Here is a 12,641-nt window from a genome sequence, read left to right on the forward strand (position 1 = left end):
AAGCATTGACTTGGGGGTCCGCGGTGGACAGAATCGCGGCACCACGGGGAGGTGCCATGAGCTGGGGTACGACGAGAGTCCTGGGCAACCGCGACGCCGGCCGCTACCTGGTCGCGGTGCTGGTCTCCGGGTTCGGCACGGCGGCGATGCTGCTGGCCGCCGGGATCTGGGTAAAGGACCTGACCGGGTCGAGCAGCCTGGCCGGGCTGGTCACCCTCGGCATCTGGGGGCCCACCCTGGTCGGCCCGCTGATCGGCGTGCTCGCCGACCGGTTCCGCCGCCGGCCCCTGCTGATCGTCCTGCACGTCGCGATGGCGGCGCTGCTGCCCGTGCTGCTGCTGGTCGACAGCGCCGCCCGGATCTGGCTGATCTTCGCGGTAATGGCCGCGTACGGGGTCAGCTTCGTGCTGATCGACTCGGCCGAGGCCGCCCTGGTGCCGCGGGTCGTTCCCGGCGAGCTGCTCGGCGACTTCAACGGGCTGCGGATGACCGTCAGCGAGGGGATGAAACTGCTCGCCCCGCTGGTCGGCGCCGGCCTCTTCGCCGCGTACGGCGGGCACATCGTGGTGCTGCTCGACACCGCCACCTTCGCCCTCGCCGCGCTCGTGCTCGCCTCGCTCCGGGTACGCGACGATCCGCCGCCCCCACCCGAGCCGTGGGGCCGGCAGCTCGCCGACGGGCTGGGCCACCTGCGCCGGCACGGCCCGCTCCGGCACCTGATTGTCTGCGCCGGCGCCACCCTGCTGCTGATCGGGATCGACGGCGCCGTCGCGTACGCCGTGGTCGACGCCGGCCTGCACCGGCCGCCGGAGTTCAACGGCGTGCTCGGCACGGTGCAGGGGGTGGGGTCGCTGGTCGGTGGACTGGCCGCCGGGGCGCTGCTGCGCCGGCTCGGTGAGCGGCGGGTGACGGCCGCGGCCATCGCGCTCCTCGCCGCCGGCCTGGCGCTGCGCGCCGCGCCCGCCCTCGCCCCGGTTGCCGCGGGCAGCCTGGCCATCGGGGTCGGGGCACCGTTGGTGCTGATCACGGTCTGGACCGCCGTGCAGCGGGAGACGCCGGACGCGCTGGTCGGCCGGGTCTCCGCCGCCGTCAACACGCTCACCTTCGGCCCCGGCACGCTGGCCGTGCTCGCCGGCGCCAGCCTGCTGGTGCTGGTCGACCACCGGGTGATCCTGCTGGTCTCGGCGGTCGGCGCGGTGGCGCTCGCCGGCTGGGCGCTGCGCGGCGGCGACCATCGGGGCGAGCCCGCCGACCGCCCGCCGGCCGATCCGGCACCGTCAGGCCGGCCGGGGCCGCAGCCGACTGGTCCGGCCACGACGGGGTCGACGCCGACCACCGCCGCGATCGTAGGGTCGCCTGGCTGCGCCGGCCACGGGTCCTGAGATCGCCGCAGGGCATACTGAGTATGCTGGCCGGCTGTGCGATCTGATCATCGAACATTGGCCCTCACCGTCGTGGTGGGAGGTTTCCTGCTTGGCTTCGTCGACTTCGTGTGGATCAAGTCGGTGCCGTATCCCTTTGCCGAACTCGGCAACTCCACCGCCACGTGGGCAGTTGCCGCCTTCGCCTTCGGGTACTGGGTCCGGTCGGGCCGCGTGCGCCCGGCCCTGGGCGCCGCCGTACTGCTCGTCGTCGCGGTGCCCAGCTACTACCTGGCGGCGACGCTCGTCCAGGGCGACGACCTGTCCGTGGTGTGGGCACCGACCTCGTTGGTGTGGATGGTCTTCGGCGTTCTCGCCGGGGTGGTCTTCGGCACCGGCGGCACCTGGGCGCGTGAGAAGGGCTGGCGACAGGTTGTCGGGATCGCACTGCCGGCTGCGGTGTTCTTCGAGGAAGCGGCAAGGTTCGCCCGCCGGGCCAATGATCCCAACTACCCCTCCGGCTCCGGCTGGAATGTCGCCATCGATGTCGCGCTCGGTGTTCTGGTCGTCGTGCTGATCGGGAGAACGAGCCGGCAGCGAGCGCTCGCGTTGGCCGTGGCCCTGCCCCTAGCAATGACCATCTTCATCGGATTCGCGGTGGCCGGCGGCTATTAGCCTCGGCATCCGGCCGGAACAGGGGCAAGTGAGACGAGAGTGACCGTAGAGACGACAAACGGCCGGCCCCGGGTCGGGGCCGGCCCTTTTCGTCGACGGCGGAGGATACGAGATTCGAACTCGTGAGGGTGTTAACCCAACACGCTTTCCAAGTCTGCTCGGCCCTATACGCGCTTGATCGGGTCGGTTCGCTACCTGGGCCAACTCGACCGACCGGTCGTTCACGGTCGCCCCCGCACACTGGCGAACGAGACGCCAAGTGAGACGAAGTCAGGACGGCGCCCAATCATCCTGATCTAAAGGCCGCCCCCGACGGTCAGACGTAAATCCGCGGCGCGCCGACGCCGGCCAAGGGCTCTAGCTCGCGCCAGCCATGTCGGTATCGAGTAATTCGCCACCGAACTCCCCCCACAGCCACTTCTGGTCGGAGGCGTCGCAACTACGATCCACCCATGCCCGAGTCTTCCAGATTGCCGGAACTTCCCAATACGCCTGCAGGGACGGCGGCGCTGTCCGTGGCCACCCGTTACTGCTCGCCTGCGCTGCTCAACCACTCCATCCGGTCCTACCTGTGGGGGGTCATGTACGCCCGTGCACACGGAATTGCCTTCGATGACGAGCTGCACTACGTCTCGGCCCTCCTGCACGATGCCGGGCTCACCGAGCCGTTCGACAGTCATTCGCTTCCGTTCGAGGAGGCCGGCGGGAACCTCGCCTGGGTATTCGGAGTCGCCGCCGGCTGGCCCGAGACCCGCACGGCCCGCGTGGAACACGTCATCGTCACCCACATGCGCGCCGACGTGTCCGGCGCCGAGGACGCCGAGTCCCACCTGCTGCAGGTCGCGACGGCCTGGGACGTGGCAGGACGACGTCCTGAGGAATTCTCCGAGGCCAGCAGGAAAAGCGTGCTCGACCGGTACCCCCGACTCGACTTCGCCACGGAGTTCCTGGCCTCGTTCGAGGACCAGGCGGAACGCAAGCCGTCCAGTGCGGCAGCACAGGCAATCGAATCCGGCGCACGCCTCCGGATCCCCGCGCATCCGCTCGACGCCTATTCGTCCCGGCTCTGACCTGCCCCTGGCTCAGGCCCTATTAACTCTCGCCAACACCCGGCGGAATCGGCCTGCGAGATCCCAGAAGCAGAGCTCAGGCGTACTCAGTCCCGATGCCGAACATCAGGAGCACGAAGACGGGAGGCGCATACAGCCCCAGCCGCAAGTCGGCGATTTCATGCCGATCCCGCCGATTCCCAGAATCCCCCGGCCGCCAGCGGGGCGACGTGGCGGTAAACATTTGTGAGCCTCCCTCCCTGGACGTGCTGACGGGAAGCTGGCACAGGTGGGCTGGGCAGCGGCGTCTTGCCATACCTGATGGTGCTACGAGGGGATGGAGCAGACTCACCACGCTGATCGTCCCCAACACGCGGGTCCAATCGTCGAGCGGATGGCGATCCACGTGGATCGAGATTGCCACGAACACAAGCCCAAGGAATGCGCCGCCAGTGGTCGCGGCGGCTAGATAGAACTCTCGCCAACTGGCGAGGGCTTCAGACAACTCACCGGACGGTCCAGGGTTGCGACACATGCGCCGAAAGCTGAGAGAAAGACAGACGCCGAGGGTGCCGGCGGTGCCGACCTGCATCTGCGTTAACGAGGACACCTGGGGATTGTCAACCGCTCGGGCAGCCAGGCAGGCGTATTTACGTAGGTCTCGAACTGACAAACGGGCACCGAGATGGGCGTGAAGCCGATGGCGTCGAGATGGCGGTCGCCATGGGGAGGGGGTCACCATTTTTGCGCGCGCGTCAACGAATGGGTCGCTACCAAGATCCGCTGGCGGCTCACCGTCGACACCACGGAGAAGAACGCTCTGACCGGCTGGGCGAACCCCTGCCCCAACGTCACCATCACCGTCGTCCGCGCCTGCTAACAGCTACGGGTAGGGCGGTGGGGGCATACCCGCCCCGCCGCCCTCGGCCAATCTACGCATTACGAGTCGGTCCCCGGCTGCTGATCCGCCGCCTGCCTCCTACTCCCCCTGGTGCCTCAGCCCGCGATCGTCCGCTCTTGCTCGCCGGCTTGGCTGCTCGATTGGCCGCTCGGCGAGTCCGGAGGGCCGCGGCCTTGCCTGCTGGAAGCGGCTGCTCAAGCTCGCTGGGGTGCGGGACGGCCGGTTGCACGATGCCCGGGCACACCGCCGCCACCGTGCTCCTGGTCCTCAGCGTCGCTGGCCGGGCCGTGATGGGCATCATGGGCTGGTCGAACTCGGCCATGGCGGTCCGGTACCAGCACATGACCGACCAGGTGCGCCGGGACATCGCGCAGCAGTTTGGCGGGGCTGCTCTGGGGCGACCCGCCCCGCTGGCCGGCGGATTCCGGAGCCGGGCCGCCAGACGGGCCGGAACAGGGCAAGTGAGACGACAACAGAGACGAGGGCGACGTGGAGACGACCAAGGGCCGGTCCCTGATGGGGCCGGCCCTTCCGTTTGCGCCGTTCATAAGAGCGGAGGATACGAGATTCGAACTCGTGAGGGTGTTAACCCAACACGCTTTCCAAGCGTGCGCCCTAGGCCTCTAGGCGAATCCTCCGCGAGCCAGGATACAGGTCTCTCGCGGGCGGGCCACCCCACCACCCCCTGAAGATCCACGCCCAGTCGGGTAGGCTTGGCGGCACCTCCCGTGCGGCGGTATCTCGTGAACCTCCCCAGGGCCGGAAGGCAGCAAGGATAAGCGAGCTCTGCCGGGTGCACGGGAGGCCTTTCTGTCTCCGGGTGCCGGTAACGTTCCTGCGGGTCAGGTCACGGGGTGGTGGGTGGTCACCCGCGCCCGACCGGCGCAGAATGGCTCGGTCGAGAGGAGGCGGTACGGGTGGCACTGGCCCTATACCGCAAGTACCGGCCCCGTACGTTCGCCGAGGTCATCGGCCAGGAGCACGTCACCGAGCCACTGTCGCAGGCATTGCGCAGCGGGCGGCTGAACCACGCGTACCTCTTCTCCGGCCCGCGCGGCTGCGGCAAGACCTCCAGCGCCCGGATCCTGGCCCGCTCGCTCAACTGCGAGCAGGGTCCCACCCCCGAGCCCTGCGGCCAGTGTGAGTCGTGTCGCTCGCTGGCCACCGACGGCGCCGGCTCGATCGACGTCATCGAGATCGACGCGGCCAGCCACGGCGGCGTCGACGACGCCCGTGAGCTGCGCGAGAAGGCGTTCTTCGCGCCGGCCCGCAGCCGCTTCAAGATCTACGTCATCGACGAGGCGCACATGGTCTCGTCGGCCGGCTTCAACGCCCTGCTCAAGCTGGTCGAGGAGCCGCCGGAGTACGTCAAGTTCATCTTCGCCACCACCGAGCCGGAGAAGGTCCTCGGCACGATCAAGTCGCGGACCCACCACTACCCGTTCCGGCTGATGCCGCCGAAGGTCCTGCGGCCCTACCTGGAGCAGCTCTGCGCGGCGGAGGGGGTCAAGGTCGAGCCGGCGGTCTTCCCGCTGGTGGTGCGCGCCGGCGGCGGCAGCGCCCGGGACAGCCTCTCCGTGCTCGACCAGCTCATCGCGGGCGCCGGCCCGGAGGGCGTCAGCTACGCCCGGGCCGCCGCCCTGCTCGGGGTCACCGACTCGGCGCTGATCGACGAGATGTGCGACGCGCTCGCCGCCGGGGACGGCGCGGCCGCGTACGCCACCGTCGACCGGGTGGCCGAGGCCGGGCACGACCCGCGCCGGTTCGCTTCCGACCTGCTGGAACGGCTGCGCGACCTGATCGTCATGCAGCAGGTGCCGGACGCCGCCGCCCGGGGCCTGATCGACGGTCCGGAGGACCAGATCGAGCGGATGGCCGTCCAGGCCCAGCGGCTCGGCCCGGCCACCCTGTCCCGCTGCGCCGACATCGTGCACAACGGCCTGGTCGAGATGCGCGGCATCACCGCGCCCCGGCTGCTGCTGGAGCTGATCTGCGCCCGGATGCTGCTGCCCGGCGTGGACGACTCGACCGGTGGCCTGCTCCAGCGCCTGGAGCGGATGGAACGGCGGCTCACCCTGGGTGGCGCCGAGCTGCCGTCGGCCGCCGCCGGCCCCGCGCCGGTCGCCCCGACCACCGAGGTACGCCGCGAGCCTCCCGCCCCGACCGCGGCTGCCGCCGCGCCCCACCCGGACACCGCCGGCACGCCGGCGGCTGCCGGCTCCCCGTCCGGGCCGGCTGCCGCCCGCGCCGCCGCCGCGGCCGCCGGTGCCCGTTCGGCGTCGGCGGTGATGCCCGACCCGGCCACCCCCGAGCCGCCCCGTCCGGGTGCCGCCCCGGCCGGCGCGCTCGACGCCGTCGCCGTACGCCGGGTCTGGCCCGAGGTGGTCGGCAAGGTCAACCGGACCAACAAGCGGATCGCGGCGCTGATGCGCGACGCGGTGGTCCGCGAACTCGACGACGACACGCTGGTGCTGAGCGTGAAGTCGACGGTGCTGGCGAAGATGATGGCCGACCACGCCGCGGTGCTCACCGACGCGCTCTACGAGGAGCTGGGCGGCCGCTGGCAGATCCGCTGCGAGGTGGCCGGGGAGCGGGGCGCTGCCACGCTCGGCGGGCCGGCGCGCCCGTCCGGCCCGGCCCGACCGGCGCCGTCGACCCCGGCGGGCCCGTCCGACGCCCCCGCCGGTGGCCGGTCCGGGAACTCCGCCGGTGGGCCCGCCCGGGCGTCCGATCCGTCCGGTGGTCCGGCGCGGCGACCGGCCGGTCCGGCCGCCCGGGAGACCGGTGCCGGTCCCGTCGACGATGACGACGAGGAGGACTGGCCGGAGCCGGCCCGACCGGGTGGTGCCACCGAGTCGACGCGCGCCGGAGTCGACCCGGCGACCGCCGCGGAGAGCGCGGACGACTGGCCGGAGGCCGCTCGCCCGGGTGGTCCGCCGGCCGCCGCGACCACCGCTGTCCCGTCGCCCGTTTCCGCGCCGGCCGTCGCGGCTCCCGCCGTACCGAAGCCGGCCGGACCGCCGACCACGCCGCCGCAGCCCGCGGCGGGTGCCGCCGGCGGCGCGCCGGTGAGCAGCGCGATCGCGGCGGCCCGGGCGGCCGCGGCGGCTGCGGCGGGGAGCGGCCCGGGCAAGGGTCCCCGAGGGCCGCAGGCGGCCCGGCAGACCGCGGACGCCGACTGGGCGGGCGAGCCGCCCTACGATCCGGACTTCGACGGGCCGATCCGTCCGGGCGGGCGGGCGACGGCCCCGACCCCGGCAGCCCCGGCCTACGAGGGCTTCGACCCGGGTGACGAGCCGCTGGACGACGTGATCGACGAGCGGACCGCCCGGCAGTCCAGCGAGGAACAGGCGGTGCAACTGCTGCGCGAGACGTTCGGCGCCGAGAAGATCGACGAGGTGGATGCGCGCTGAGCGTGCGTCGACCGCCGAGGAGCTGTGCCGTCGCCCGACTAGGCTGGGCGCGGCCGACCAGACGACTGTGAGAAGGAGCCATCCGTGCGCCCAGGTGGACAGCCGAACATGCAGCAGATGCTGAAGCAGGCGCAGAAGATGCAGCAGCAGATCACCAAGGCCCAGGCCGAGCTGGCCGAGGCGGAGCTGACCGGCACCGCGGGCGGCGGGCTGGTCACCGCCACCGTCTCCGGCACCGGTGAGGTCAAGAGCATCAAGATTGATCCGAAGGCGGTCGACCCGGAGGACGTGGAGACCCTGGAGGACCTGGTCGTCGCGGCCCTGCACAACGCGGCCGAGGCGGCCCGGGAACTGACCGAGAAGAAGATGGGCCCGGTCACCGGCGGGATGGGCGGCCTCGGCCTGCCCGGGTTCTGAGCCGGCAGATGTACGAGGGTGCCATCCAGGATCTGATCGACGAGCTGGGCCGGCTGCCGGGCGTCGGCCCGAAGAGCGCCCAGCGGATCGCCTTCCACGTCCTGTCGGCGGATCCGGCCGACGTGAACCGGCTGGCCGGTGCGCTGCGCAAGGTCAAGGAGCTGGTGCGGTTCTGCACCACCTGCTTCAACGTGGCCGAGTCGGAGCAGTGCCGGATCTGCCGCGACGCGCGGCGTACGGACGAGGTGCTCTGCGTGGTCGAGGAGCCCAAGGACGTGGTGGCGATCGAGCGGACCGGTGAGTTCCGCGGTCGCTACCACGTGCTCGGCGGCGCCATCAACCCGCTGGAGGGGATCGGCCCCGACAACCTGCGGATCCGGGAGCTGATGACCCGGCTGGGCGGGGGTGCGGTCCGCGAGCTGATCCTCGCCACCGATCCGAACACCGAGGGTGAGGCGACCGCGACGTACCTGGCCCTGATGGTCAAGCCGATGGGGATCGCGGTGACCCGCCTGGCGAGCGGCCTGCCGGTCGGCGGCGACCTGGAGTACGCCGACGAGATCACCCTGGGTCGGGCGTTCGAGGGCCGCCGGGCGGTCTGACCGCCTGCTCGGACGGGGGAGGTGTTGGTGGCGCGAAGGTCGGGCGACGCCTCCCCCCGCACCGAGCCCACGGTGCGGCGATGGTGTCGTAACCGGAATGTGGGACGAGTGAGCTTCGCCACGTGTCCATAGGGTCGGCCCCAGTATGGGCCGTTTTGTGGGCGCCCGTCCGATCTCACCGTCTGCTCATAGCTGTGACAGTCCTGTTTGTCGATAGATCAGGTGCTGTCAGACGCGGCCGCTTGGTGTCGGGTTGATAGCGATTGCCTAACGGCCGTTCCGCTTCTGTGTGTCGTGTCATAGCCTCCCGCACACGGACTGAGTCACAGCTCGGCGTGGACATGCGCATGACAGAGGTGAGAGATGCAGGCGAGCAGGCTTAAAGCGGCCGTGGCCCTGGCGGCCGCTGCCGCTCTGGCGGTCGGGGCATCCGGCTGTGCCAAGAGCGAGCGCGACGGGGACAGCGGTGGGGCCAAGACTGGCGGCACCTTCGTCTTCGCGGGCGCTGGCGACCCCAAGAACTTCGACCCGATCTTCAACGACGACGGTGAGTCCTTCCGGCCGATCCGCCAGATGTACGACACCCTGGTGCAGAACAAGCCGGGCACGGCCGACCTGCAGGGTGCCCTGGCGGAGAGCTGGGAGCACGACGCGGACGGCAAGGTCTGGACCTTCCACCTGCGCAAGGGCGTGAAGTTCCACGACGGCACCGACTTCAACGCCGCCGCGGTCTGCTTCAACTTCGACCGCTGGTACAACATGAAGGGCGCCGGCGCCCAGTCGCAGATGATCTACTACTCGGACGTCTTCGGCGGCTTCGCCAAGAACGAGGCTCCGGACCTGGGCAAGCCGGTCTACAACAAGTGCGAGGCGAAGGACGACGCCACTGCCGTCGTCACGATGAACCAGTACAAGGGCGCCTTCCCCGGTGCCTTCGCGCTGACCGCGCTCTCCATGGCCAGCCCGGAGGCGCTGAAGAAGTACGACGCCGACACGGTCAAGCAGAACGGCGACTCGTTCGAGTACAGCGCGTTCGCCAACGAGCACCCGGTCGGCACCGGCCCGTTCAAGTTCGCCGGTTGGGACAAGGCCAAGGGTGAGATCACCCTGGAGCGGAACCCCGACTACTGGGGCGAGAAGGCCAAGGTCGACAAGCTCGTCATCAAGATCATCAAGGACGAGAACACCCGCAAGCAGGAGCTGAAGGCCGGCACCGTCCAGGGTATCGACTTCCCGGCCCCGGCCGACCGCAAGTCGCTCGCCGCTGACGGCTTCCAGGTCCTCGACCGCCCGGCGTTCAACATCCTCTACATGGGCTTCAACCAGAAGAACCCGAAGCTGAAGGACCTGCGGGTGCGCCAGGCGATCGCCTACGCCCTCAACCGTCAGCAGCTCGTCCAGACCAAGGGCCCGGGTGGCACCAAGGTCGCCGACGAGTTCATGCCGGACACCGTGCTCGGCTACGCCCAGGACGTGCAGAAGTACGAGTACAACCCGGACAAGGCCAAGCAGCTGCTCAAGGAGGCCGGGGTCACGAACCTGACCCTGAACTTCTACTACCCGACCGACGTCTCCCGGCCGTACATGCCGAACCCGCAGGAGATCTTCACCGTCCTGGCCAACGACCTCCAGGCCGTCGGCATCAAGGTCAACGGTGTGGCCCGCCCGTGGAACGGTGGCTACAAGGACGACGTGCAGCAGTTCGGCAAGCAGGACCTGCACATCCTCGGCTGGACCGGTGACTACAACGACCCGGGCAACTTCGTCGGCACCTTCTTCGGCCGGTCCAAGGTCGAGTTCGGTGACGCCGCGATGACCGACATGTTCGACGCCATCAGCAAGGCCGACGGCACGGTCGACGAGGCCGGCAAGAAGGCCGCCTGGGAGCAGGTCAACCGCGACATCGCCGCGAAGTGGCTGCCGGCCGTGCCGATCTGGCACGCCCCGCCGGCCATCGTGGTCACCAAGGACGTCAAGGGTCTGGTCGCCAGCCCGCTGACCGACGAGCGGTTCAACACGGTCAGCGTCGGCTGAGGACGCCGCTGACGCCGTACGTGGATTCGGCCCGGGCCGGGCTTCCCCGGCCCGGGCCGACCCGCTGTTATCGAGAATCTGGTGTGTGAGAGATGTTGCGAGTCATAGTCCGCCGCCTGCTGCAACTGGTGGTGACCCTGATAGCGCTGTCCGCGCTGATCTTCATCTGGCTGCGGAACCTGCCCGGCGGCCCGATCGAGGCGCTGCTCGGTGAGCGGGCCACGCCGGAGCGGCGTGCCCTGCTAACCAAGGCGCTCGGCTACGACCAGCCGATCCTGGTGCAGTACGCCAAGTTCATGCAGCGGGTCCTGGGCGGCGACTTCGGCAACTCCATCCGGACCGGCGACTCGGTCATCGACGTGATCGGCCGGGCCTTCCCGGCCACCATCGAGCTGGCCGTCGCCGCCATGATCATCGCGGTCGGGCTCGGCGTGCCGCTGGGTTACCTCGCCGCCCGGCACCGGGGCCGGCTGCTGGACAACCTCAGCATCGCCGGCACCCTGCTCGGCATCTCGATTCCGATCTTCTTCCTGGGCTACCTGCTCAAGGACGTCTTCACCCAGAACATCCACTGGTTCCCGCCCTCCGGGCGGATCAGCACCGGGGTGGACAACACCGAGATCACCGGCTTCTTCGTCCTCGACGGACTGCTCACCCGGGAGTTCGACGCCACCGCCGACGCGCTCTGGCACCTGATCCTGCCGGCGTTCACGCTGGCCACCATCCCGCTGGCGGTGATCGTGCGGATCACCCGGGCCAGCGTGCTCGACGTGCTCAACGAGGACTACGTCCGGACGGCGGAGGCCAAGGGCCTGCGGCACAAGGTCATCCGGGGCCGGCACATCCTGCGCAACGCCCTGCTGCCGGTGGTCACCACCATCGGCCTGCAGACCGGCGCGCTGCTCTCCGGCGCGGTGCTCACCGAGAAGGTCTACAACTGGGGCGGCCTGGGGACGCTGATCACCGACTCGATCAGCGGGGGTCGTGACTACCCGGTCCTCCAGGCGCTGATCCTGCTGGCCGCGCTGGTCTTCGTGGTGGTCAACCTCCTGGTCGACCTCTCCTACGCCTTCATCGACCCGAGGGTGCGTGTGCGATGAGTGATCCGATCACCCGCCCCACCGTGGGCGCCCAGCGCGACGGCGTCGACCCGTCCGCCGTCGAGGAGAAGCCCGAGGGAGTCCTCCCGAGCGCCATCGGCCGGCTCGGCGAGCGGAAGCGGGCCCGGCTGGAGGCGCTGGCGCAGGCCAGCGCCGACAAGGGCGGCGTGAGCCTGCTCCGGGACGCGTTCCGCCGACTGCGGCGGAACCCGGTGGCCATCGTCGGCGCCGTCATCGTCGGCCTCTTCGTCCTGGTGGCGATCTTCGCGCCGCTGCTCGCGCCGCACGACCCGGCGCAGCGGTTCGACGAGCTCACGAAGAACCTCACCGTCGACAGCATCCCCGGGGCCAGCAGCAACTTCCCGTTGGGCTCCGACCCGCTGGGCCGGGACTTCCTGTCCCGGATGATCTACGGCAGCCGGCAGACCCTCTTCGTCGGCGTGGTCGCCACCCTGATCGGGCTGGGCCTCGGCGTGCTGATCGGTGCGCTCTCCGGCGCCTTCGGCGGCTGGGTCGACAACGTCCTGATGCGTTTCACCGACGTGATGCTGGCCCTGCCGGCCCTGCTGCTGGCGATCAGCCTGGTGGCCATGGCCAGCCGGTCGAGCCAGTGGACGGTCATCTTCGCGGTGGCCATCGTCAACGTGCCGATCTTCGCCCGGCTGCTGCGCGGGTCGATGCTGGCGCAACGGGAGAGCGACCATGTGCTGGCCGCCCGGGCGCTCGGCGTGAAACAGCGCTCCATCGTGGTGCGGCACATGCTGCCCAACGCGATGACCGCGGTGATCGTGCAGGCGACGCTGACCCTCTCCACCGCGATCCTGGAAGCCGCCTCGCTCTCCTTCCTCGGTCTCGGTGACCCGGACATCAACCGGGCCGAGTGGGGCCTGATGCTCGGGGTGGACGGCCAGCGCTACTTCGACGTCCGCCCCGAACTGGCCTACTACCCGGCCATCGCGATCATCGTGGTCGCGCTCGGCTTCACCCTGCTGGGTGAGGGCATGCGCGAGGCGATCGACCCGAAGAACCGGCGGTGACGACGGTGATGCGGTGGACCAGCACGGCCGGCACGTGCCGGCGAGAGGAAGT

Annotated in this window: 9 protein-coding genes, 1 tRNA gene and 1 other RNA gene; 10 read left to right on the top strand and 1 reads right to left on the bottom strand. The window is 70.2% G+C overall.

What is annotated here, in order from left to right; translation table 11 throughout:
• Positions 1 to 56: 56 nt before the first annotated feature.
• The 3 genes from ACFYOS_RS19540 (at position 57) to ACFYOS_RS19550 (ending at position 3,106) form a co-directional block, all read left to right on the top strand.
• The gene (locus tag ACFYOS_RS19540; protein ID WP_387143205.1) at positions 57 to 1,382 is read left to right on the top strand and encodes an MFS transporter; all 1,326 of its coding nucleotides are present in this window, start codon (positions 57 to 59) and stop codon (positions 1,380 to 1,382) included.
• Between the two features lie 36 nt (positions 1,383 to 1,418).
• Positions 1,419 to 2,036: a DUF6518 family protein gene (locus ACFYOS_RS19545; protein WP_387143209.1), complete on the top strand. Its 618-nt coding sequence runs from the start codon at positions 1,419 to 1,421 to the stop codon at positions 2,034 to 2,036.
• Positions 2,037 to 2,488: 452 nt separating this feature from the next.
• Positions 2,489 to 3,106: a hypothetical protein gene (locus ACFYOS_RS19550; protein WP_387143213.1), complete on the top strand. Its 618-nt coding sequence runs from the start codon at positions 2,489 to 2,491 to the stop codon at positions 3,104 to 3,106.
• Between the two features lie 1,433 nt (positions 3,107 to 4,539).
• Here the strand turns inward: ACFYOS_RS19550 and ACFYOS_RS19555 are convergent.
• A tRNA-Ser gene (locus tag ACFYOS_RS19555) sits at positions 4,540 to 4,624 on the bottom strand.
• A gap of 82 nt (positions 4,625 to 4,706) precedes the next feature.
• On the opposite strand from ACFYOS_RS19555, the gene ffs reads away from it, so the two are divergent.
• The 7 genes from ffs (at position 4,707) to ACFYOS_RS19590 (ending at position 12,589) form a co-directional block, all read left to right on the top strand.
• An RNA gene (gene ffs / locus ACFYOS_RS19560) (signal recognition particle sRNA small type) lies at positions 4,707 to 4,796 on the top strand.
• 107 nt (positions 4,797 to 4,903) lie between these two features.
• Positions 4,904 to 7,399, top strand: a complete 2,496-nt coding sequence (locus ACFYOS_RS19565; protein ID WP_387143216.1) for a DNA polymerase III subunit gamma and tau — start codon at positions 4,904 to 4,906, stop codon at positions 7,397 to 7,399.
• A 108-nt stretch (positions 7,400 to 7,507) separates the two neighbouring features.
• Positions 7,508 to 7,816: a YbaB/EbfC family nucleoid-associated protein gene (locus ACFYOS_RS19570; RefSeq protein ID WP_302770750.1), complete on the top strand. Its 309-nt coding sequence runs from the start codon at positions 7,508 to 7,510 to the stop codon at positions 7,814 to 7,816.
• Between the two features lie 8 nt (positions 7,817 to 7,824).
• Complete coding sequence (recR, locus tag ACFYOS_RS19575) at positions 7,825 to 8,418, top strand: recombination mediator RecR (protein WP_387143219.1); 594 nt, start codon at positions 7,825 to 7,827, stop codon at positions 8,416 to 8,418.
• A gap of 363 nt (positions 8,419 to 8,781) precedes the next feature.
• Positions 8,782 to 10,452: an ABC transporter substrate-binding protein gene (locus ACFYOS_RS19580; RefSeq protein ID WP_387143222.1), complete on the top strand. Its 1,671-nt coding sequence runs from the start codon at positions 8,782 to 8,784 to the stop codon at positions 10,450 to 10,452.
• Between the two features lie 92 nt (positions 10,453 to 10,544).
• Positions 10,545 to 11,552, top strand: coding sequence for an ABC transporter permease (locus tag ACFYOS_RS19585; protein ID WP_387143225.1), 1,008 nt, complete (start codon positions 10,545 to 10,547; stop codon positions 11,550 to 11,552).
• Entirely contained in the window at positions 11,549 to 12,589 is a 1,041-nt protein-coding gene (locus ACFYOS_RS19590; RefSeq protein WP_387143228.1) for an ABC transporter permease, read from the top strand. The genes ACFYOS_RS19585 and ACFYOS_RS19590 overlap by 4 nt, the downstream gene beginning before the upstream one ends.
• Positions 12,590 to 12,641 lie beyond the last annotated feature (52 nt).

It is taken from the genome of Micromonospora sp. NPDC005806 (genome assembly GCF_042871425.1).
Lineage (GTDB): Bacteria > Actinomycetota > Actinomycetes > Mycobacteriales > Micromonosporaceae > Micromonospora.

Coding starts and splice junctions, on each gene's coding strand:
- recR (WP_387143219.1), top strand. CDS start 7,825: ATGTACGAGGGTGCCATCCAGGATCTGATCGACGAGCTGGGCCGGCTG.
- ACFYOS_RS19540 (WP_387143205.1), top strand. CDS start 57: ATGAGCTGGGGTACGACGAGAGTCCTGGGCAACCGCGACGCCGGCCGC.
- ACFYOS_RS19580 (WP_387143222.1), top strand. CDS start 8,782: ATGCAGGCGAGCAGGCTTAAAGCGGCCGTGGCCCTGGCGGCCGCTGCC.
- ACFYOS_RS19585 (WP_387143225.1), top strand. CDS start 10,545: ATGTTGCGAGTCATAGTCCGCCGCCTGCTGCAACTGGTGGTGACCCTG.
- ACFYOS_RS19570 (WP_302770750.1), top strand. CDS start 7,508: ATGCAGCAGATGCTGAAGCAGGCGCAGAAGATGCAGCAGCAGATCACC.
- ACFYOS_RS19590 (WP_387143228.1), top strand. CDS start 11,549: ATGAGTGATCCGATCACCCGCCCCACCGTGGGCGCCCAGCGCGACGGC.
- ACFYOS_RS19550 (WP_387143213.1), top strand. CDS start 2,489: ATGCCCGAGTCTTCCAGATTGCCGGAACTTCCCAATACGCCTGCAGGG.